Source organism: Klebsiella sp. 54, assembly GCF_018223875.1.
Classification (GTDB): Bacteria; Pseudomonadota; Gammaproteobacteria; order Enterobacterales; family Enterobacteriaceae; genus Klebsiella; species Klebsiella quasipneumoniae.
Genome location: NZ_JAGRRA010000006.1, coordinates 185,730 through 203,995, shown reverse-complemented (window position 1 = coordinate 203,995; position 18,266 = coordinate 185,730). Strand labels below are relative to the sequence as shown.

The 18,266-nt window shown below is 60.5% G+C and carries 19 protein-coding genes, 2 pseudogenes and 1 riboswitch; of the genes and pseudogenes, 12 read left to right on the top strand and 9 right to left on the bottom strand.

Features of this window, described 5'->3' with window-relative positions; translation table 11 throughout:
- Positions 1 to 3: 3 nt before the first annotated feature.
- Positions 4 to 1,164, top strand: coding sequence for a glutathionylspermidine synthase family protein (locus KHQ24_RS15805; protein WP_017899748.1), 1,161 nt, complete (start codon positions 4 to 6; stop codon positions 1,162 to 1,164).
- A 44-nt stretch (positions 1,165 to 1,208) separates the two neighbouring features.
- On the opposite strand, the gene ygiD is transcribed toward KHQ24_RS15805, so the two are convergent.
- A complete protein-coding gene (gene ygiD, locus KHQ24_RS15800; protein ID WP_004205244.1) occupies positions 1,209 to 2,000 on the bottom strand; it encodes a 4,5-DOPA dioxygenase extradiol in 792 nt (263 codons plus the stop codon).
- Positions 2,001 to 2,186: 186 nt separating this feature from the next.
- On the opposite strand from ygiD, the gene zupT reads away from it, so the two are divergent.
- On the top strand, positions 2,187 to 2,957 hold the full coding sequence (gene zupT, locus KHQ24_RS15795; RefSeq protein ID WP_043520952.1) for a zinc transporter ZupT: 771 nt from the start codon (positions 2,187 to 2,189) through the stop codon (positions 2,955 to 2,957).
- A 63-nt stretch (positions 2,958 to 3,020) separates the two neighbouring features.
- Here the strand turns inward: zupT and ribB are convergent, their stop codons facing one another.
- On the bottom strand, positions 3,021 to 3,674 hold the full coding sequence (gene ribB, locus KHQ24_RS15790; RefSeq protein WP_017899745.1) for a 3,4-dihydroxy-2-butanone-4-phosphate synthase: 654 nt from the start codon (positions 3,672 to 3,674) through the stop codon (positions 3,021 to 3,023).
- Between the two features lie 105 nt (positions 3,675 to 3,779).
- Positions 3,780 to 3,931, bottom strand: a riboswitch (FMN riboswitch).
- Between the two features lie 120 nt (positions 3,932 to 4,051).
- Between ribB and ubiK the strand changes: the two genes are divergently transcribed.
- Positions 4,052 to 4,324, top strand: coding sequence for a ubiquinone biosynthesis accessory factor UbiK (gene ubiK, locus KHQ24_RS15785; RefSeq protein WP_004174355.1), 273 nt, complete (start codon positions 4,052 to 4,054; stop codon positions 4,322 to 4,324).
- 34 nt (positions 4,325 to 4,358) lie between these two features.
- On the opposite strand, the gene glgS is transcribed toward ubiK, so the two are convergent.
- Entirely contained in the window at positions 4,359 to 4,556 is a 198-nt protein-coding gene (glgS, locus tag KHQ24_RS15780) for a cell surface composition regulator GlgS (RefSeq protein ID WP_004205248.1), read from the bottom strand.
- Here glgS and KHQ24_RS15775 point away from each other — a divergent pair.
- Positions 4,548 to 4,694: pseudogene (locus KHQ24_RS15775) on the top strand (hypothetical protein); the annotation flags it as partial. The gene glgS and the pseudogene KHQ24_RS15775 overlap by 9 nt on opposite strands.
- A gap of 80 nt (positions 4,695 to 4,774) precedes the next feature.
- Here the strand turns inward: KHQ24_RS15775 and hldE are convergent.
- Genes hldE through KHQ24_RS15760 form a run of 3 tightly spaced genes read right to left on the bottom strand, consistent with a single transcriptional unit; the run spans position 4,775 to position 10,423 of the window.
- Positions 4,775 to 6,208, bottom strand: a complete 1,434-nt coding sequence (hldE, locus tag KHQ24_RS15770) for a bifunctional D-glycero-beta-D-manno-heptose-7-phosphate kinase/D-glycero-beta-D-manno-heptose 1-phosphate adenylyltransferase HldE (RefSeq protein ID WP_043520953.1) — start codon at positions 6,206 to 6,208, stop codon at positions 4,775 to 4,777.
- A 58-nt stretch (positions 6,209 to 6,266) separates the two neighbouring features.
- Positions 6,267 to 9,104: a bifunctional [glutamate--ammonia ligase]-adenylyl-L-tyrosine phosphorylase/[glutamate--ammonia-ligase] adenylyltransferase gene (gene glnE, locus KHQ24_RS15765; protein ID WP_211777353.1), complete on the bottom strand. Its 2,838-nt coding sequence runs from the start codon at positions 9,102 to 9,104 to the stop codon at positions 6,267 to 6,269.
- A 20-nt stretch (positions 9,105 to 9,124) separates the two neighbouring features.
- Positions 9,125 to 10,423: an inorganic triphosphatase gene (locus KHQ24_RS15760; RefSeq protein ID WP_049115652.1), complete on the bottom strand. Its 1,299-nt coding sequence runs from the start codon at positions 10,421 to 10,423 to the stop codon at positions 9,125 to 9,127.
- A 214-nt stretch (positions 10,424 to 10,637) separates the two neighbouring features.
- On the opposite strand from KHQ24_RS15760, the gene KHQ24_RS15755 reads away from it, so the two are divergent.
- Positions 10,638 to 11,258, top strand: a complete 621-nt coding sequence (locus tag KHQ24_RS15755) for a TIGR04211 family SH3 domain-containing protein (RefSeq protein ID WP_004205252.1) — start codon at positions 10,638 to 10,640, stop codon at positions 11,256 to 11,258.
- Positions 11,259 to 11,319: 61 nt separating this feature from the next.
- Complete coding sequence (locus tag KHQ24_RS15750) at positions 11,320 to 12,561, top strand: multifunctional CCA addition/repair protein (protein WP_017899740.1); 1,242 nt, start codon at positions 11,320 to 11,322, stop codon at positions 12,559 to 12,561.
- An 11-nt stretch (positions 12,562 to 12,572) separates the two neighbouring features.
- Here the strand turns inward: KHQ24_RS15750 and bacA are convergent, their stop codons facing one another.
- Positions 12,573 to 13,394, bottom strand: coding sequence for an undecaprenyl-diphosphate phosphatase (bacA, locus tag KHQ24_RS15745; protein ID WP_004205255.1), 822 nt, complete (start codon positions 13,392 to 13,394; stop codon positions 12,573 to 12,575).
- 198 nt (positions 13,395 to 13,592) lie between these two features.
- Entirely contained in the window at positions 13,593 to 13,976 is a 384-nt protein-coding gene (gene folB, locus KHQ24_RS15740) for a bifunctional dihydroneopterin aldolase/7,8-dihydroneopterin epimerase (protein WP_004150923.1), read from the bottom strand.
- Between the two features lie 107 nt (positions 13,977 to 14,083).
- On the opposite strand from folB, the gene plsY reads away from it, so the two are divergent.
- Together plsY and KHQ24_RS24420 are read left to right on the top strand one after the other, a co-directional pair.
- Entirely contained in the window at positions 14,084 to 14,701 is a 618-nt protein-coding gene (gene plsY, locus KHQ24_RS15735) for a glycerol-3-phosphate 1-O-acyltransferase PlsY (protein WP_004205257.1), read from the top strand.
- 149 nt (positions 14,702 to 14,850) lie between these two features.
- Positions 14,851 to 14,952 (top strand): annotated as a pseudogene (locus KHQ24_RS24420) (hypothetical protein); the annotation flags it as partial.
- Between the two features lie 10 nt (positions 14,953 to 14,962).
- Here KHQ24_RS24420 and KHQ24_RS15725 read toward each other — a convergent pair.
- Positions 14,963 to 15,109, bottom strand: a complete 147-nt coding sequence (locus KHQ24_RS15725) for a hypothetical protein (RefSeq protein ID WP_032426100.1) — start codon at positions 15,107 to 15,109, stop codon at positions 14,963 to 14,965.
- Here KHQ24_RS15725 and KHQ24_RS15720 point away from each other — a divergent pair.
- The 4 genes from KHQ24_RS15720 to ureC are packed head-to-tail and all read left to right on the top strand — an operon-like array spanning position 15,099 to position 18,261.
- Entirely contained in the window at positions 15,099 to 15,923 is an 825-nt protein-coding gene (locus KHQ24_RS15720; protein ID WP_048325760.1) for an urease accessory protein UreD, read from the top strand. The genes KHQ24_RS15725 and KHQ24_RS15720 overlap by 11 nt on opposite strands.
- 9 nt (positions 15,924 to 15,932) lie before the next feature.
- Positions 15,933 to 16,235: an urease subunit gamma gene (locus KHQ24_RS15715; RefSeq protein WP_002916871.1), complete on the top strand. Its 303-nt coding sequence runs from the start codon at positions 15,933 to 15,935 to the stop codon at positions 16,233 to 16,235.
- A gap of 9 nt (positions 16,236 to 16,244) precedes the next feature.
- Complete coding sequence (locus tag KHQ24_RS15710) at positions 16,245 to 16,565, top strand: urease subunit beta (protein ID WP_022064951.1); 321 nt, start codon at positions 16,245 to 16,247, stop codon at positions 16,563 to 16,565.
- Entirely contained in the window at positions 16,558 to 18,261 is a 1,704-nt protein-coding gene (gene ureC / locus KHQ24_RS15705; protein WP_211777352.1) for an urease subunit alpha, read from the top strand. Before KHQ24_RS15710 ends, ureC begins: the two co-directional genes overlap by 8 nt.
- Positions 18,262 to 18,266 lie beyond the last annotated feature (5 nt).

Here is an 18,266-nt window from a genome sequence, read left to right as displayed (position 1 = left end):
AACATGGAAAGAGTCAGCATTACCGAGCGCCCGGACTGGCGCGAGAAAGCGACCGAATACGGCTTCAACTTCCACACCATGTACGGCGAGCCCTACTGGAGCGAAGAGGCTTATTACAAGCTGAGCCTCGCCCAGGTGGAAAAGCTGGAGGAGGTCACCGCCGAGCTGCATCAGATGTGTCTTCAGGTGGTGGAAAAAGTGATCGCCAGCGATGAGCTGATGGCCAAATTCCGCATCCCTAAACACACCTGGGGCTTTGTGCGCCAGTCGTGGAAAACCAACCAGCCGTCACTCTACTCACGTCTCGACCTGGCCTGGGATGGCGTCGGCGAGCCGAAGCTGCTGGAGAACAATGCCGACACGCCGACCTCGCTGTATGAAGCGGCCTTCTTCCAGTGGATCTGGCTGGAAGACCAGCTCAACGCCGGCAAGCTGCCGGCGGGCAGCGACCAGTTCAATAGCCTGCAGGAGAAGCTGATCGATCGCTTCGGTGAGCTGCGCGAGCAGTTTGGCTTCCAGCTGCTGCATATGGCCTGCTGCCGCGATACCGTTGAAGATCGCGGCACCGTGCAATATCTGCAGGATTGCGCCGCCGAGGCGGGGCTGGCGACGGAATTCCTCTACATCGAAGATATTGGGCTGGGTGAAAAAGGCCAGTTTACCGATCTCCAGGATCAGGTGATTGGCAACCTGTTCAAGCTCTATCCGTGGGAGTTTATGCTGCGGGAGATGTTCTCCACCAAGCTGGAAGACGCCGGCGTTCGCTGGCTGGAGCCGGCGTGGAAGAGCATCATCTCCAACAAAGCGCTGCTGCCGATGCTGTGGGAAATGTTCCCCAATCACCCGAATCTGCTGGCGGCTTACTTCAGCGAAGATGCCCATCCGGAGATGGAGAAGTACGTCATTAAGCCGATCTTCTCCCGCGAAGGCGCCAACGTGTCGATCGTTGAACAGGGCAAGGTGGTGGAGTCGGTGGAAGGTCCGTATGGGGAAGAAGGCACTATCGTGCAGGAATTTTACCCGCTGCCGAAGTTTGGTGACAGCTACACGCTGATTGGCAGCTGGCTCATCAACGATCAGCCCGCCGGGATCGGCATTCGTGAAGACCGGGCGCTGATTACCCAGGATCTGTCGCGTTTCTATCCGCACATTTTCGTCGAATAATGTCGCGCTCCGGCGACGATACCGCCGCCGGAGCTCAATTTTTATCAGGCGCCAACCACCACCGACAGCATACTCAGCGAACCCATCTCGATGCCATCGACCGGGGTCGAAATCGCCTCCACGCCATCCCATGCCCCCAGCACGTATAACAGCGGCAGGAAATGCTCCGCCGTGGGGTTGGAGAGCGAGCCCCCTTCGTGTGCCAGGTAGTTAACCAGCGGGTGCTGATCGTCCGGGCCCTGCCACTGCAGATTCGCCTTCACGTAGTTGTTGAAGGACTCCGCCCACGGATACGGCGTGTTCTCGCCATGCCAGCGGGCGGTACGCAGGTTGTGCACCACGTTGCCGCTGGCCACCAGCATAATCCCTTCATCACGCAGCGAGGCCAGCTTGCGCCCCATTTCGAGATGCCAGGCCGGCGGTTTGGTGCTGTCGATGCTCAGCTGAACCATCGGGATATCCGCCTGCGGATACATCTTGATCAGCACGCCCCACGAGCCATGGTCAAATCCCCAGGCTTCTTTATCGAGAGTGACCGGCACCGGCGAGAGCAGCTCCACCAGCCGTTGCGCCAGCGCCGGGGAGCCCGGCGCCGGGTAATGGGTGTCATACAGCGCCTGCGGGAAACCGCCAAAGTCGTGAATGGTCTTCGGGGCCTCCATCGCCGTCACGCCCGTACCGCGGGTGAACCAGTGCGCAGAGACCACCACGATCGCTTTCGGACGCGGCAGGGTTTCGCCCAGGTGAGCCCAGGCGCGGGTATAGCGGTTGTCTTCCAGCACGTTCATTGGGCTGCCATGGCCGAGAAACAACGCGGGCATTCGGGTACGGGACATGATGATATCCTTAGGGTGTCAATGTGATGTGCTCACATTACGCGCTTTTGCGCCAGGATAAACTCAGATAACCATGATGATGATCGTCAGAAAATTTGAATGTAATTCGCGGTAAAGGGAGCTGTCCCGTACGCGCATCCTCAGGCAATATACTCCTATGCACTTATTTTCGCAGGGAGAGAAGCGATGTCATCACCCTTAATATTGACGCTGTTAGCCGGTAGCGCAACCTTTATAGGCGCCATTTTTGGCGTGATTGGCCAGAAACCCTCTAACCGCCTGCTGGGCTTCTCCCTCGGCTTTGCCGCCGGGATCATGCTGTTGATTTCGTTGATGGAAATGCTGCCTGCCGCGCTGGCCGCCGAGGACATGTCGCCGCTGCTCGGCTACGGAATGTTTGTTTTCGGCCTGCTGGGCTACTTTGGTCTCGATCGCCTGCTGCCGCATGCCCACCCGCAGGATTTGATGACCCCCGCCGCGCCGCGCCCGCGCAATTTACGCCGCACCGCCATTCTGCTGACGTTGGGTATCAGCCTGCATAACTTTCCGGAAGGGATCGCCACCTATGTCACGGCCAGCAACAACCTCGAGCTTGGCATGGGTGTGGCGCTTGCCGTCGCCCTGCACAATATTCCTGAAGGACTGGCCGTTGCCGGGCCGGTATATGCCGCCACCGGATCGCGCAGTAAGGCGGTGCTCTGGGCCGGTCTTTCCGGCATGGCGGAGATTTTGGGCGGCGTGCTGGCGTGGCTGATTCTGGGTAGCCTGGTCTCGCCGGTGGTCATGGGCGCGATCATGGCCGCCGTCGCCGGGATTATGGTGGCGCTGTCGGTCGATGAACTGATGCCGCTGGCGAAAGAGATCGATCCGCAAAGCAACCCGAGCTATGGCGTTCTGTGCGGGATGTCGGTGATGGGGCTGAGTCTGGTGGTGCTCCAGACGATGGGCATCGGTTAAGGCACAGAAACAAAACAGCCCACTAATAAGCGGGCTGTTTTCGCTGGCGTTGTGAGCCGCTGATTAGCTGGCTTTACGCTCATGTTCGCGACGATAGGCCACCAGATCTTCAATCGTGACCACCGCCATATTGTGCTGCTGAGCGAACGCGATGCACTCCGGCGCGCGCGCCATGGTGCCATCGTCATTGGTCAGCTCGCACAGCACGCCTGCCGGTTTGAAGCCAGCGAGGGTCACGAGGTCAATAGTGGCTTCGGTGTGGCCGCCGCGGGTCAGTACGCCGCCCGGCTGCGCCCGCAGCGGGAAAACGTGGCCAGGACGGTTGAGATCGGAAGGTTTCGCGCCGTCGGCAATCGCCGCGCGGACGGTGGTCACGCGGTCAGCAGCGGAAACGCCGGTGGTCACGCCTTCCGCCGCTTCGATGGTGACGGTAAAGCCGGTGCCGTAGGCGCTGGTGTTGTTCTCCACCATCATCGGCAGATCCAGCTGTTTGCGGCGATCTTCGGTCAGGCACAGGCACACAATGCCGCTGCCGTGACGAATGGTCAGCGCCATCTGCTCTACGGTCATGGTTTCGGCGGCGAAGATCATATCGCCTTCGTTTTCACGGTCTTCATCGTCAAGCACCATCACGCCGCGGCCTTCGCGCAGGGCGTCCAAAGCGTGTTCCACACGTTCAAAAGCGGTACCAAAAGAAGAAAGGAGCGTCTGATTCATGGTAAAAAAACCTCATTAAAATTATGGTTACCAGAATCAGGGCAGTCTTAGGAGCGCCGGTTTAGCGGCAAAAGTCAACGCGAGCGGGCCTGGGCCCGACTGTGCCGTTACTCTCTCCCATCCGGACTTTAACCGTCGGCCCCGGAATTACACCGGATCTGCTGACCTTCCCGTAGTCACGGGAAGCGCTCGCGGGCTTTCAACGCCATGGTTGATTTACCGCCGGTGGGGAATTTCGCCCCGCCCTGAGAATAAGCGAGATAACTATAACGCTATTGACTATCCTCGGCAATGCATAAGCTTCAAACATTTCTGGTTTATAGGCGGCCTGGTTCGCACTACAATGATCAATCATCCGACCCGAGCAGGAAACCACCATGATTGACCCGAAAAAAATTGAACAAATCGCCCGCCAGGTCCATGAGTCGATGCCAAAAGGACTTCGCGATCTGGGTGAGGATGTTGAAAAGAAAATCCGCCAGGCGCTGCAGTCGCAGCTGACCCGTCTGGACCTGGTTAGCCGCGAAGAGTTTGACGTGCAGACTCAGGTTCTGCTGCGGACCCGCGAAAAACTGGCGCTGCTGGAACAGCGCCTGAATGACCTCGAAAACCGCCCGGCGACGACGCCTGGTAGCGAAGAGCAGCAGTAAAAAAACGGGCCCTCAGGGGCCCGTTTGCGTTGGCTTAGTGTGCGGCTTCCGCCGGGCTGTTGACCTGACGGCAGTACAGTTCATAGCGCTGGCAAAACCATTCACGATGTTCTTCATCCATATTGCCGACGATGGCCTGAAGATCAACTGGCTGGCCCTGGGCGTGCATTCTGGCGAAACTCCGTGCCAAAAAATCAAAATTCTTCATTGAATACATGTCGTTATGGTTCATGCGCATACTCCTTCAGCGGTGGATGTTCTGATCAGTCATATGCCTTTTACTCACTTCAGTATTTACGCTTACCTTAACGCCATTTGTACGAAAAATGCGCTTAATATGATTATTTATTGCGCCAAATCATTTTCCACATCATTAAATAAAAACGGCCCGCGATATCGCTATCGCAGGCCGTGATGCCGCACCGTTATGGCGGGGGAATAACGAAACGGTTATTTTTCGCTATCTTTTTGTATTTTCTTAATAATGTTGGTGGTTGAGCAACCATCTTCAAAGTTGAGCACCAGCACTTCGCCACCGTTCGCCCAGACCTCTTCACTGCCGGCGATCTGCTCCGGTTTGTAGTCGCCGCCTTTCACCAGCAGATCCGGCAGGATCCCGGCAATCAGGCGCTGCGGTGTATCTTCTTCGAAGGAGACCACCCAGTCGACCGCCTCCAGCGCCCCCAGTACGATCATCCGCTGCTCCAGCGGGTTCACCGGGCGGGTTTCGCCTTTCAGTCGTTTGGTGGAGGCATCGCTGTTGACCGCCACGATCAGACGGTCGCCCAGTTTGCGCGCATTCGCCAGATAGGAGACATGGCCGGCGTGCAGAATGTCGAAGACGCCATTGGTCATGACCACTTTCTCGCCGCGCTTGCGCGCGGCCGCTACCGCCTGTTTGAGTTCCGCTTCGCTCATCACGCCGAAGCCGGTCTCAGCCCGGCCGCGAACCGCATTTTCCAGTTCGACCGGAGAAACGGTGGAGGTCCCCAGCTTACCGACCACCACGCCCGCCGCGGCGTTAGCGAAATAGCAGGCCTCTTCCAGGGTGTTGCCGGACGCCAGGGTCGCCGCCAGCACGCCAATCACCGTGTCGCCGGCGCCGGTGACATCGTACACTTCCTGAGCCTGGGTCGGCATATGCAGCGGCGGACGCCCCGGCTGCAGCAGCGTCATCCCCTGCTCAGAGCGCGTCACCAGCAGCGCTGACAGTTCGAATTCGGCGATAAGCTTCATGCCGCGCTCAACGATCTCCGCTTCGTCCTGGCACTTGCCCACCACCGCTTCAAACTCAGAGAGGTTCGGGGTGAGCAGCGTCGCGCCGCGATAGCGTTCGAAATCGGTGCCTTTCGGATCGATCAGTACCGGCACGCCTGCTTCACGGGCGAGCTTGATCATCGTCTGGACGCTGGCCAGCGCCCCTTTGGCGTAATCCGAGAGAACCAGCGCGCCAATGGCGCCCAGCGCCTGCTGAATGCGCTCGTGCATCGGCTGCGGATCAACGCCGGAGAAGCCCTCTTCAAAGTCGAGGCGGATCAGCTGCTGGTTGCGCGACAGCACCCGCAGCTTGGTGATGGTCGGGTGAGTCGGGACGGAGACGAAGTCGCACTTCACATTGACGTTGGCCAGCGCCTGGCTCAGCGCGCGAGCGGCGTCATCAATCCCGGTCAATCCCACCAGGCGCGACGTTGCCCCCAGGGAGGCGATGTTCATCGCTACGTTTGCCGCGCCGCCAGGACGTTCTTCGATATTTTCCACCTTCACCACCGGCACCGGGGCTTCCGGGGAAATACGACTGGTGGGGCCGTACCAGTAGCGGTCCAGCATCACATCACCCACCACCAACACTCCTGCACGTTCAAACTCCGGCAGCGTTACTTTCATGACTCTCTCCTGCGAGACGCAAACTTTGCGCGCGATAATAGCACACCCGATTTTATAGTTAAGCCATCAGCCACTTCTGCCAGCTGGCGCTGACCTGCTCACGCTCCCGGCTGAATGCCTCCAGCGCCACGTGTCCCGGCAGCTCCTGCAGGGCCAGGTGATGGAGCGCATCACGCAAGGTGGTGTACGCGTGCGTTAAAGCTCGCGCTTCCTCCTCGTCCATGATGTCGTTCTGTGCCAGCAGCTCGAGAATACGCACGTTATCAGACCAGCGGGTCAGCTTTGGCTTGTCGCTGGCATAGCGTAGGACCAGATACTGGGTAATAAATTCAATATCCGTGATCCCACCGGCATCGGCTTTGATATCAAAACGATCGGCATGTTTGTTGCCAAGGTGGGCGCGCATCTTCTCACGCATCTCGCGAACCTCGGTCTGCAGGGTCGCGCCATCCCGCACGGTGGTCAGAATATCGCGCCGAATGGCGTCAAATCGCGCCTGCAGCGCCGGGTCGCCATAGACCACGCGAGCGCGCACCAGCGCCTGATGCTCCCATGTCCAGGCTTCGTTCTGCTGATAGTCGGCAAACGCGTCGGCGGTGGTGACCAGCATCCCCGCCGCGCCGGAAGGGCGCAGCCGGGCGTCAACTTCGTAGAGAATACCGGACGAAGTGCGGGTGCTGAACAGATGCATGATCCGCTGAGCCAGCCGCAGGTAGAACTGACGGCCGTCGATCTCACGCTCGCCGTCGGTCATCACCTCCGGCGGGCAGTCATGGAGGAACACCAGGTCGAGATCGGAACTGTAGCCCAGCTCCCAGCCGCCGAGCTTGCCGTAGCCGACGACGGCGAAGCCGCGCCCCTGGCGATCGTGCAGATGGGTCGGCTGGCCGTAGCGGGCCACCATCTGTCCCCATGCCTGCTGCACCACCGCGTCGAGGATGGCTTCGGCAAGCCAGGTTAAGTGATCGCTAACCTTCATCACCGGTAGCGTGCCAGCGATATCCGCCGCGGCGATATGCAGCAGCTGCGCCTGCTTGAACTGGCGCAATGCCTCCAGCTGCTGCTCTTCATCCTCTTCCGGCACCCGCAGCAGATACTGACGCAGCTCATCGCGATAGGCATCGGTCGCCGTCGGCTGATAGAGGGTGTTGGGATCCAGCAGCTCATCAAGCAGCAGGGGGTGGCGCGCCAGCTGGCTGGCGACCATCGGCGACGCGGCGCAGAGCGTAATCAGGTGCTTCAGCGCGCCGGGGAATTCGCTCAGCAGTTCAAGATAGGTGGTGCGAGTGACGATCCCGGTCAACAGCGGCGTGATCCGCACCAGAGGCAGCGGCGCATCGGCGCGCGAGCAGATTTCGCTCAGCAGATGCGGCATCAGTTGATCCAGCACCTGGCGGCCGCGCGGGCCGATGGTGCGCCGATCCAGCTCTTTACGGAAATCGGCAATCAGCGCCAGCACGCTGCGGCGGTCGGCGTCGTTTAAATGCGCCAGCGCCGGGCTGGCGTCATCTTCTTCCAGCGCATCCTGCCACAGCTCGCGCCAGTACTCGGCGAGCTGCTCATCCGGCGACTGAGCCTCATCATCGCCGATCAGCTCATTAAACACCCGCCGCACGCTGGCCATATGGCTCGCCAGCTGCGCACTCAGCGTCTCCCAGTCGTCAGTATGCATCCCCCACGCCAGCCTGGCGCGGTTCAGTTCATCCTGCGGCAGAGTCTGGGTCTGCTCATCGTTGATGCTCTGCAGCAGATTTTCCAGCCGGCGCAGGAACAGATAGGCCGCGCGCAGCAGCGCCGCGTCGCCTTCCGGCAGCAGATGCAGCTCATCAATCGCCGCCAGCGTCGGCAGCAGCGCCCGCTGCTGCAGCGCAGGTTCGCGACCGCCGCGGATCAGCTGAAAGACCTGCACGATAAACTCAATTTCACGGATCCCGCCGGCGCCGAGCTTGATGTTGTCTTTCAGCCCGCGACGCCGCACTTCACGAGCGATCATCCCTTTCATGTTACGCAGCGACTGGATCACGCTGAAGTCGATATAGCGGCGGAAGACGAAGGGGCGAAGCATCGCGCGCAGCTCGCTGGCGTAGGCGTCGTCGTTATCGCCCATGATCCGCGCTTTCACCATCGCGTAGCGTTCCCAGTCCCGGCCCTGCTCCTGGTAATAATCCTCCAGCGCCGCAAAGCTGAGCACCAGCGGCCCGCTGTCGCCAAACGGTCGCAGGCGCATGTCCACCCGATAGACAAAGCCGTCCTGCGTCGGCTGGTCGAGCGCCTTGATCAGCCGCTGCCCCAGGCGGGTAAAGAACTGGGCGTTATCCAGCTCGCGGCGGCCGCCGCGGGTGGCGCCATGCTCAGGCCAGGCAAAAATCAGATCGATATCGGAAGAGAAGTTCAGCTCGCCGCCGCCCAGCTTTCCCATCCCGAGGATCAGCAGCGGCTGCGGCTGACCCTCGGCGTTGCAGGGCGTTCCCCACTCCTTACAGCAGGCGGCATACAGCCAGTCGCGAGCGGCGACAATCAGGGTCTCTGCCAGGACGCTCAGCTGCTGCAGCGTCTCTTCTTCGCTTACCAGCGACAGCGCCTGCGCCCAGGCAATGCGGACCATCATCTGGCGGCGGAAAAGACGCAGCTCTCGCATCAACCCCGCTTCGTCAGCCACCGCTTGCAGGCGATCCTGCAGCCAGGTCTCGTAATGCCGCCACTCTTCCGCCTCCGGCGAGGAGTCCGCAAGCTCGTTCAGCCAGCCTGGCTGGGCGATCACACTCTGTTCGACAAAATCACTGAACGCCATCACCGACCGGGCCTGCGGGCTCAGTTCGGCGACGGGAAAATCCGCTGGCAGGCGGTCAGCGACCGTCTGCCAGTGCTGCTGTAACTGCGAAGAAAGCGGCATCATAGGGGCTCCCTGGCCTGTAATTATCGTTTTCCACTATGCAGCCAGAACGGCTCGGCAGCCAGCGCCTGGCGACGGAAATATTCAAAGACGCTGCGGTCGTCATGCTCTATCGCACGCTGAAGCTCCTGCCAGTTCTCCAGCCACGGCGCGACGGCGTCGCCATAGGCGCCCGCCAGCAGCTGGACGCTGTCGATATCGCGGGACAGCTTCGGCAACTGGTCGGCGGCATCTTCAACCGCCAGATGCTGCACGGCGCTGCGCAGCTCGGCCGCCACCCGCGAGAGGTTAATATCGGCAAACCGTTTGAACGATCCGGCTATTTTTTTCTCTCCCGCCTCGTTGAGGAACGGACGCCAGCCGCGCTGGACCAGCCATTCGGTCAGCGCCAGTTTGGCGGCGACGACCTCGGTGCAGAATAACGCCTCCTCGGCGGTGTCCGCGGCCAGCAGCGCGGCTTCGGCGTCGTTCAGCAAGGCACGGAGGTGGGTGGTCGCCTTCCGCGGCACGATGCCGCCGAACAGCACGAGGGCATGGCGCACGCGGGCCAACGCCAGCAGGATTTCCGCTTTAGCTTTCGCGTTGCCGCGCAGCCAGACCTCATCGTGATACAGCCAGTGCGCCAGGGCGCTCTCCAGCGCCGCCTCCAGCCCCTGCTCCACGCTGGCCTTCGCCGCCACCGGCAGCACCGCCAGCCGGGCCACCGGGCGCTCATTGTTGCCTTGCGCCAGATGATACCCGCGCGCGGCTTTGCTCAGGCTCCCCTGACGCAGGACGCCGCTCTCCAGCAAACGCTGCGCGAAGCGCAGCAGATCGGCGGTCTCCCCGGCGAGCAACTCCAGCTCCAGCTCGCAGATCGGCTCCTGATGCTCGCCCGCCTTCACTTCGCCGCGATCGAGGGCAATCTCAATCTCACTCTTTCCTTCCTGGATCACCCAGCGTTCACGGGCAAAATCGGTGCTGAACAGCGGCTGGACATGCTCCGCCAGCGCGGTCGGAAGTTCCCCTTGCGGCCAAACCTCCGCCGGCAGGCGCTCAAGCGCCAGCTCCGGTTTATCCAGGGGAATATTGTATTCCGGGCGCTGGTGCAGGCCGCCCACCACCCGACCGGCGATTTTCAGCGTCATTTCATAACGCCCCTGATCGCCGCGGATGCGCAGCCCCATGTCGTGACGACGCAGCCAGTTATCGGCGGTTTCGTAATAAATGTTCAGCAACTGGCCCGCGGGCGTATGTTTCGCCTCGAGCGCATTGAGCTGCTCGCGCAGCGTCTCTACCCCATCCTGAGCGACGATAAACTTAAGTTCGATTTCTTGAGCCATGACTGAATTCTTCCGCTTCTGTGCTGCGCCGACAAATTGCGGCGAACTTACGACGATATTTTTTGTCAGTAGATAGTATTTTGCGGCGAATCGCCATGCAACGCGCTTTTTGCCGGGCCACCTCCTGGATGATTCCGATTGTGGCGGAAAACTTTGCGTCGCTCTGGCGATGCCTCTACTATCGTTCCACTTTTTATGACCAAACGATGACCTGATGCCAAAATTACGCCTGATTACTTTTACTTTGCTCGCGCTTAGCGCCGCCACGGCGGTTCACGCAGAAGAAAAGCGCTACGTTTCCGATGAGCTGAACACCTGGGTTCGCAGCGGCCCGGGCGATAATTATCGTCTGGTCGGCACCATCAACGCCGGGGAAGAAGTGGCGGTGCTGCAAACCAACGACAGCACCAGTTACGCGCAGATCCGCGACGCCAATGGGCGTACTGCCTGGATCCCGCTGAAAGAGCTGAGCAACGAGCCCAGCCTGCGCACCCGCGTCCCGGATCTGGAAAACCAGGTCAAAACGCTGACCGATAAGCTGAATAATATCGACGCCACCTGGAACCAGCGCACGGCGGATATGCAGAAGAAAGTCGCCGGCAGCGACAGCGTGATCAACGCGCTGAAAGACGAGAACCAAAAGTTGAAAAATGAGCTGGTTGTCGCGCAGAAGAAGGTGAATGCGGCGAATCTGCAGCTTGATGACAAACAGCGCACCATTATCATGCAGTGGTTTATGTACGGTGGCGGCGTGTTGGGCGTCGGTCTGCTGCTGGGTCTGGTGCTGCCGCATCTGGTGCCAAGCCGCAAACGTAAAGACCGGTGGATGAACTAATTCGTCTTCTCTGCCAGACTTACGTATCATCTTGCAAAAAACAGATACGGGAGAATCAGGCGTGAAGAGTTATCTGGTCGGCGGTGCGGTGCGCGACGCGCTGTTAGGACTGCCGGTCAAAGACCGAGACTGGGTGGTGGTGGGCGCCACCCCGCAACAGATGCTTGACGCGGGCTATCAGCAGGTAGGCCGCGACTTTCCCGTGTTCCTTCATCCGCAAAGCCGGGAAGAGTATGCCCTGGCCCGCACCGAGCGCAAATCCGGCGCAGGCTATACCGGTTTTACCTGCTATGCCGCCCCGGACGTCACCCTCGAAGCGGATCTGCTGCGCCGTGACCTGACGGTCAACGCCCTCGCCCAGGACGCCGACGGCGCAATTATCGACCCCTACGGCGGACAAAACGATCTCCGCCAGCGTCTGCTGCGCCATGTCTCCCCCGCCTTTAGCGAAGATCCGCTGCGCGTGCTGCGCGTGGCGCGCTTTGCCGCCCGCTATGCCCATCTCGGTTTTCGCATTGCCGAAGAGACCCAGACCCTGATGGCCGCCATGGTTGAGGCCGGCGAACTGGCCCATTTAACGCCGGAGCGGGTGTGGAAAGAGACGGAAAGCGCGTTGACCACCCGCAACCCGCAGGTCTTTTTTCAGACGCTGCGCGACTGCCAGGCCCTCAAGGTGCTGTTCCCGGAGATTGACGCCCTGTACGGCGTGCCGGCCCCGGCCAAATGGCACCCGGAAATCGACACCGGCCTGCACACCCTGATGACCGTCACGATGGCCGCGATGCTGTCGCCGGACGTCGATGTGCGCTTCGCCACCCTATGCCATGACCTCGGCAAAGGGCTGACGCCGAAAGCGCTCTGGCCGCGTCACCACGGCCATGGCCCGGCGGGAGTCAAGCTGGTGGAGCAGCTCTGCGCGCGTCTGCGGGTGCCGAACGATATCCGCGATCTCGCGAAACTGGTGGCAGAGTATCATGATCTGATCCACACCCTACCGATCCTGCAGCCGAAAACCCTCGTCAAACTCTTCGACAGCATTGACGCCTGGCGTAAACCGCAGCGCGTGCAGCAGATCGCCCTCACCAGCGAAGCCGACGTTCGCGGGCGCACCGGTTTCGAGGCTAGCGATTATCCGCAGGGGCGCCTGCTATTAGAGGCCTGGGAAGTGGCGCGGTCGGTCTCCACCAAAGAGGTGGTGGCGGCGGGGTTTAAAGGGGCGGAAATTCGCGAGGAGCTGACGCGGCGGAGAATTGCGGCGGTGGCGCAGTGGAAGGAACAGCGTTGCCCCCAGCCGCAAGGCTGAGGGCGCAGGCCTTAGAAGAAGACCACGTAAACCGCTGCCGCGACGATAAAGCGGTAGATAGCGAACGGAATGAACGAGATCCGTTTGATCAGCTGCAGGAAGGTTTTAATCGCAATCAGCGCCACGATAAACGCCATCACGAAGCCGACGGCGAACATCGGGACATCGCCCATGTTGAGGAAGCCGATGCTCTTGTAGACGTCCAGCACCGTGGCGCCCATCATCATCGGTACCGCCAGCAGGAATGAGAATTCCGACGCCGCGTAGCGGCTGACGCCCATCAGCATGCCGCCGGAGATGGTCGCCCCTGAGCGGGAGAAGCCCGGCCACAGCGCCAGGCACTGGAAGCAGCCGATAACGAACGCCTGACGATAGGTCATATCGTCAATCCCGACCGCGCGCGGCTGTTTCGGCTTCAGCACTTCCGCCGCAATTAACAGCACACCGCCGACAATCAGGGCGTACATCACGTTTACCGGGTTAAACAAAGATTTAATGGTGTCGTGGAAAATAAGCCCCATCACCACCGCGGGGATCATGCCGAGAAGGATATGGATAAGCGACAAGCGACCGCTGCCTTTACCTTCGTGCTCCGGCGGCCTGCCGAAATGGATGCCGATCAGGCCGAACAGGCGACGCCAGAACATGACCACCACGGCGAGTATCGAGCCTAGCTGAATAACCACTTCAAAGGTATTTGCCGTATCACCTTCAAACCCCAGCAGGTGACCAACAATAATCATATGACCGGTACTGGAAACAGGTAAAAACTCTGTCAACCCCTCAACCACACCCAATATTGCCGCCACCAGCAGCGAGTGTATATCGCTCATCCAATTAAACCCTTTAAAAAAGTAAAATGAAAAAAACCAGGAACACGGTATCGTTCAACAGGCACAACCCGACTGCCAGAGGGCGCGCAATCCGCAGCATACACGGCGTACACAAGGATTCGCCTGCCGTTCTGGTAGAAGATCGCCAGTAAAATTGCCTGATGACCGGATGCTATGACCGGTATAAACGCAATTTGTTTAACAAGTATGACCTGAAAAGTTTTGTTTCAGATTAAGGCCACGTTCAATAATCACCCCGACGTTTGCCGCGCGAGCCACGGCGCCAGGTTTGCTGACTTTAATGCGCACCCATGGCGACTGGAATGTCTCCAGCAGCAGGTCGGCCACCTCTTCCGCCACACGCTCCACTAACGCGAATTTTCCCCCCTCAACATGCGCGATGACGCGCTCGCTGATATCAGCATAGCTGAGGCAATCGCTGACATCATCGCTGGCGGCCGCCTTGCGGTTATCCCATGCAATTTCGATATCGAACACCAGCTTCTGCTCAATGGTTTGTTCCCAGTCATAAACACCAATGGTGGTGATTACCGAAAGTTGCTCTATAAATACAATATCCATCACGCCCTGCCTGCTTTTTAGCTAAACCGGATACCACTTCCGGCGAATTATGCGTATTATCCACAGATGCAGAGAATACAACGACATTTTCAAAACGGAACAGCGTTATGAGTGCAATCGCGCCTGGACTGGTACTCCTCGCCTACCTCTGCGGCTCCATTTCCAGCGCCATTCTGGTATGTCGCCTTGCTGGCCTGCCCGACCCACGCGACAGCGGCTCAGGCAACCCCGGGGCCACTAACGTACTACGAATTGGCGGAAAAGGGGCGGCCGTAGCGGTACTTATTTTTGATGTGCTGAAGGGCATGCTGCCGGTATGGGGCGCCTGGGCGCTGGGCCTGACGCCGTTCTGGCTGGGTTTAGTGGCGATTGCCGCCTGCGTGGGCCATATCTGGCCAGTTTTCTTTCATTTCCGCGGCGGTAAAGGCGTCGCCACGGCCTTCGGCGCTATCGCCCCCATCGGCCTCGACCTGACCGGCGTGATGGCCGGGACCTGGCTGCTGACCATCCTGCTCAGCGGTTACTCTTCCCTTGGCGCTATCGTCAGCGCGCTGATCGCTCCGTTCTACGTCTGGTGGTTTAAACCGCAGTACACCTTCCCGGTGTCGATGCTCTCCTGCCTGATCCTCCTGCGCCATCACGACAACATTCAGCGTCTGTGGCGCCGCCAGGAGAGCAAAATCTGGACGCGTGTGAAGAAGAAAAAAACGCCAGAAGAGAAGTAATCTCCCCTCCCGGCCCCGCCAGCCGGAGGGATCCCCGCTTCTATTTACCTGTCTCACCCGCCTTTTCGCCTTACGTCGTCATGATTGGCGATCTTCACCACATCCCTCTTTTGTAACAATGCGTTAGCGGTGACCCACAGCAAAAATCACGCCAGCGACCAGCGGCGCGGCGTCCCCCCCGCTGGCGCCTTTTCCGCCGCGGCCAGGCAGCGGATCAGGATATTGACGGCAATGATTATCCGGGTGAATAATCCGGAGCGGTTATGCCGCTTTCCCCTCGCGCCCAATGCGACGCTGCGGGTAACAGATGACATAAGCGTTTCGTATGACCGGGATAATCTCCCGCCGATCAATACTCATTGCTGCTGTTTTATCTTGATTTTGCAGGGGCGCAACATTGCACGGCACCGTGTTACCACCACTCAAAAAAGGCTGGCAGGCCACGCTGGATCTGCGCTTTCAGCAGGCCGGCGGCAAGACCGTTCTCGCCAGCGCCCAACACGTCGGCCCGCTGACCGTCCAGCGCCCGTTTTACCCGGAAGAAGAGACCTGTCACCTCTATCTGCTTCACCCCCCCGGCGGCATCGTCGGCGGTGATGAACTGACGATTAGCGCCCACCTTGATCCCGGCTGCCATACCCTGATCACCATGCCTGGCGCCAGCAAGTTTTACCGCAGCAGCGGCGCGCAAGCGCTTTTGCGCCAGCAGTTGACCCTCGCCCCGCAGGCGACCCTGGAGTGGCTCCCGCAGGATGCCATCTTCTTTCCCGGGGCGAACGCCCGGCTGTCCACCACCTTTCACCTGTGTGCCTCCAGCACCCTGCTGGCCTGGGATCTGCTCTGCCTTGGCCGCCCGGTGATCGGCGAAACCTTCAGCCACGGCACCCTCAGCAACCGGCTGGAGGTATGGGTGGACAATGAGCCGCTGCTGGTCGAGCGCCTGCACCTGCAGGAGGGAGAGCTCTCCAGCATCGCTGGACGTCCCTGGGTCGGCACGCTGCTGTGCTATCCGGCAACCGATGCCCTGCTCGACGGGGTGCGCGACGCGCTGGCGCCGCTCGGCCTCTACGCCGGCGCCAGCCTGACCGACCGCCTGCTGACGGTGCGCTTCCTCAGTGACGATAATCTGATTTGCCAGCAGGTGATGCGCGACGTCTGGCAGTTTCTGCGTCCTCATCTCACCGGCAAGTCCCCCGTACTCCCCCGAATCTGGCTGACTTAAGAGAACGTTATGGAACTGACCCCCCGAGAAAAAGACAAGCTGTTGCTGTTTACCGCCGCGCTGGTGGCGGAACGCCGCCTGGCCCGCGGCCTGAAGCTCAACTATCCGGAATCCGTGGCCCTGATCAGCGCCTTTATTATGGAAGGCGCCCGCGACGGCAAAAGCGTGGCCTCGCTAATGGAGGAAGGTCGTCACGTCCTGACCCGCGAGCAGGTGATGGAAGGCGTCCCGGAAATGATCCCGGATATCCAGGTCGAAGCCACCTTCCCGGACGGCTCGAAGCTGGTCACCGTTCACAACCCGATTATCTGAGGCAGCGCCATGATCCCTGGTGAATATCACGTTAAGCCCGGCCAGATAGCCCTCAACACCGGCCGGGCGACCTGTCGCGTGGTCGTTGAAAACCACGGCGATCGGCCGATTCAGGTCGGTTCGCACTACCATTTCGCCGAGGTCAACCCGGCGCTGAAGTTCGACCGTCAGCAGGCCACCGGCTATCGCCTGAATATCCCGGCCGGCACGGCGGTACGCTTTGAACCTGGCCAGAAACGCGAGGTTGAGCTGGTGGCCTTCGCCGGTCACCGCGCCGTCTTCGGCTTCCGCGGCGAAGTCATGGGCCCACTGGAGGCAAACGATGAGTAATATTTCACGCCAGGCCTATGCCGACATGTTCGGCCCCACCGTCGGCGATAAGGTGCGCCTGGCCGATACCGAGCTGTGGATCGAGGTGGAGGACGATTTGACCACCTACGGGGAAGAGGTCAAATTCGGCGGCGGCAAAGTGATCCGCGACGGGATGGGCCAAGGACAGATGCTGGCCGCCGACTGTGTTGACCTGGTGCTCACCAACGCGCTGATCGTCGATCACTGGGGCATCGTTAAGGCCGATATCGGCGTGAAGGACGGCCGGATCTTCGCCATCGGCAAAGCCGGCAACCCCGACATCCAGCCCAACGTCACCATCCCCATCGGCGCCGCGACGGAAGTGATTGCCGCCGAAGGAAAAATCGTCACCGCCGGCGGGATCGATACCCATATTCACTGGATCTGTCCGCAGCAGGCGGAAGAGGCGCTGGTCTCCGGCGTGACCACCATGGTCGGCGGCGGTACTGGCCCGGCGGCGGGTACCCATGCCACCACCGGCACCCCGGGGCCATGGTATATCTCACGCATGCTGCAGGCTGCCGACAGCCTGCCGGTTAATATCGGCCTGTTGGGCAAGGGCAACGTTTCTCAGCCGGACGCTCTACGCGAGCAGGTGGCGGCGGGCGTTATTGGCCTGAAGATCCATGAGGACTGGGGCGCCACCCCGGCGGCGATCGACTGCGCATTAACCGTCGCCGATGAGATGGATATTCAGGTCGCCCTGCACAGCGACACCCTCAATGAGTCCGGTTTTGTGGAAGATACCCTTGCCGCCATCGGCGGGCGCACCATTCACACCTTCCATACCGAAGGAGCCGGCGGCGGCCATGCGCCGGACATCATCACCGCCTGCGCCCACCCGAACATTTTGCCGTCCTCCACCAACCCAACGCTGCCCTACACCCTCAACACCATCGACGAACATCTCGATATGCTGATGGTCTGCCACCATCTGGACCCGGACATTGCCGAGGACGTGGCCTTTGCCGAGTCGCGCATTCGCCGGGAAACCATCGCCGCAGAAGACGTGCTGCACGACCTTGGCGCCTTCTCGCTCACCTCCTCCGATTCGCAGGCCATGGGCCGCGTCGGAGAAGTGGTTCTCCGCACCTGGCAGGTGGCGCACCGCATGAAGGTGCAGCGCGGCGCGCTGGCGGAGGAGACCGGGGATAACGACAACTTCCGCGTGAAGCGCTACATCGCCAAATACACCATCAACCCGGCGCTGACCCACGGCATCGCGCACGAAGTCGGCTCCATTGAGGTGGGTAAGCTGGCGGACCTGGTGGTCTGGTCGCCTGCCTTCTTCGGCGTGAAACCGGCCACCGTGATCAAAGGCGGCATGATCGCCATCGCGCCGATGGGCGATATCAATGCCTCTATTCCGACCCCGCAGCCGGTACACTACCGTCCGATGTTTGGCGCGCTGGGCAGCGCCCGCCATCACTGCCGCCTCACCTTCCTGTCGCAGGCAGCGGCGGACCATGGCGTAGCCGAGCGGCTGAACCTGCGCAGCGCGATTGCCGTGGTGAAAGGCTGCCGCACGGTGCAGAAAGCCGACATGGTGCACAACAGCCTGCAGCCTAACATCACCGTCGACGCGCAGACCTATGAGGTGCGGGTGGATGGCGAACTTATCACCAGCGAGCCGGCAGAGGTTCTGCCGATGGCGCAACGTTATTTTCTGTTTTAAGGAGT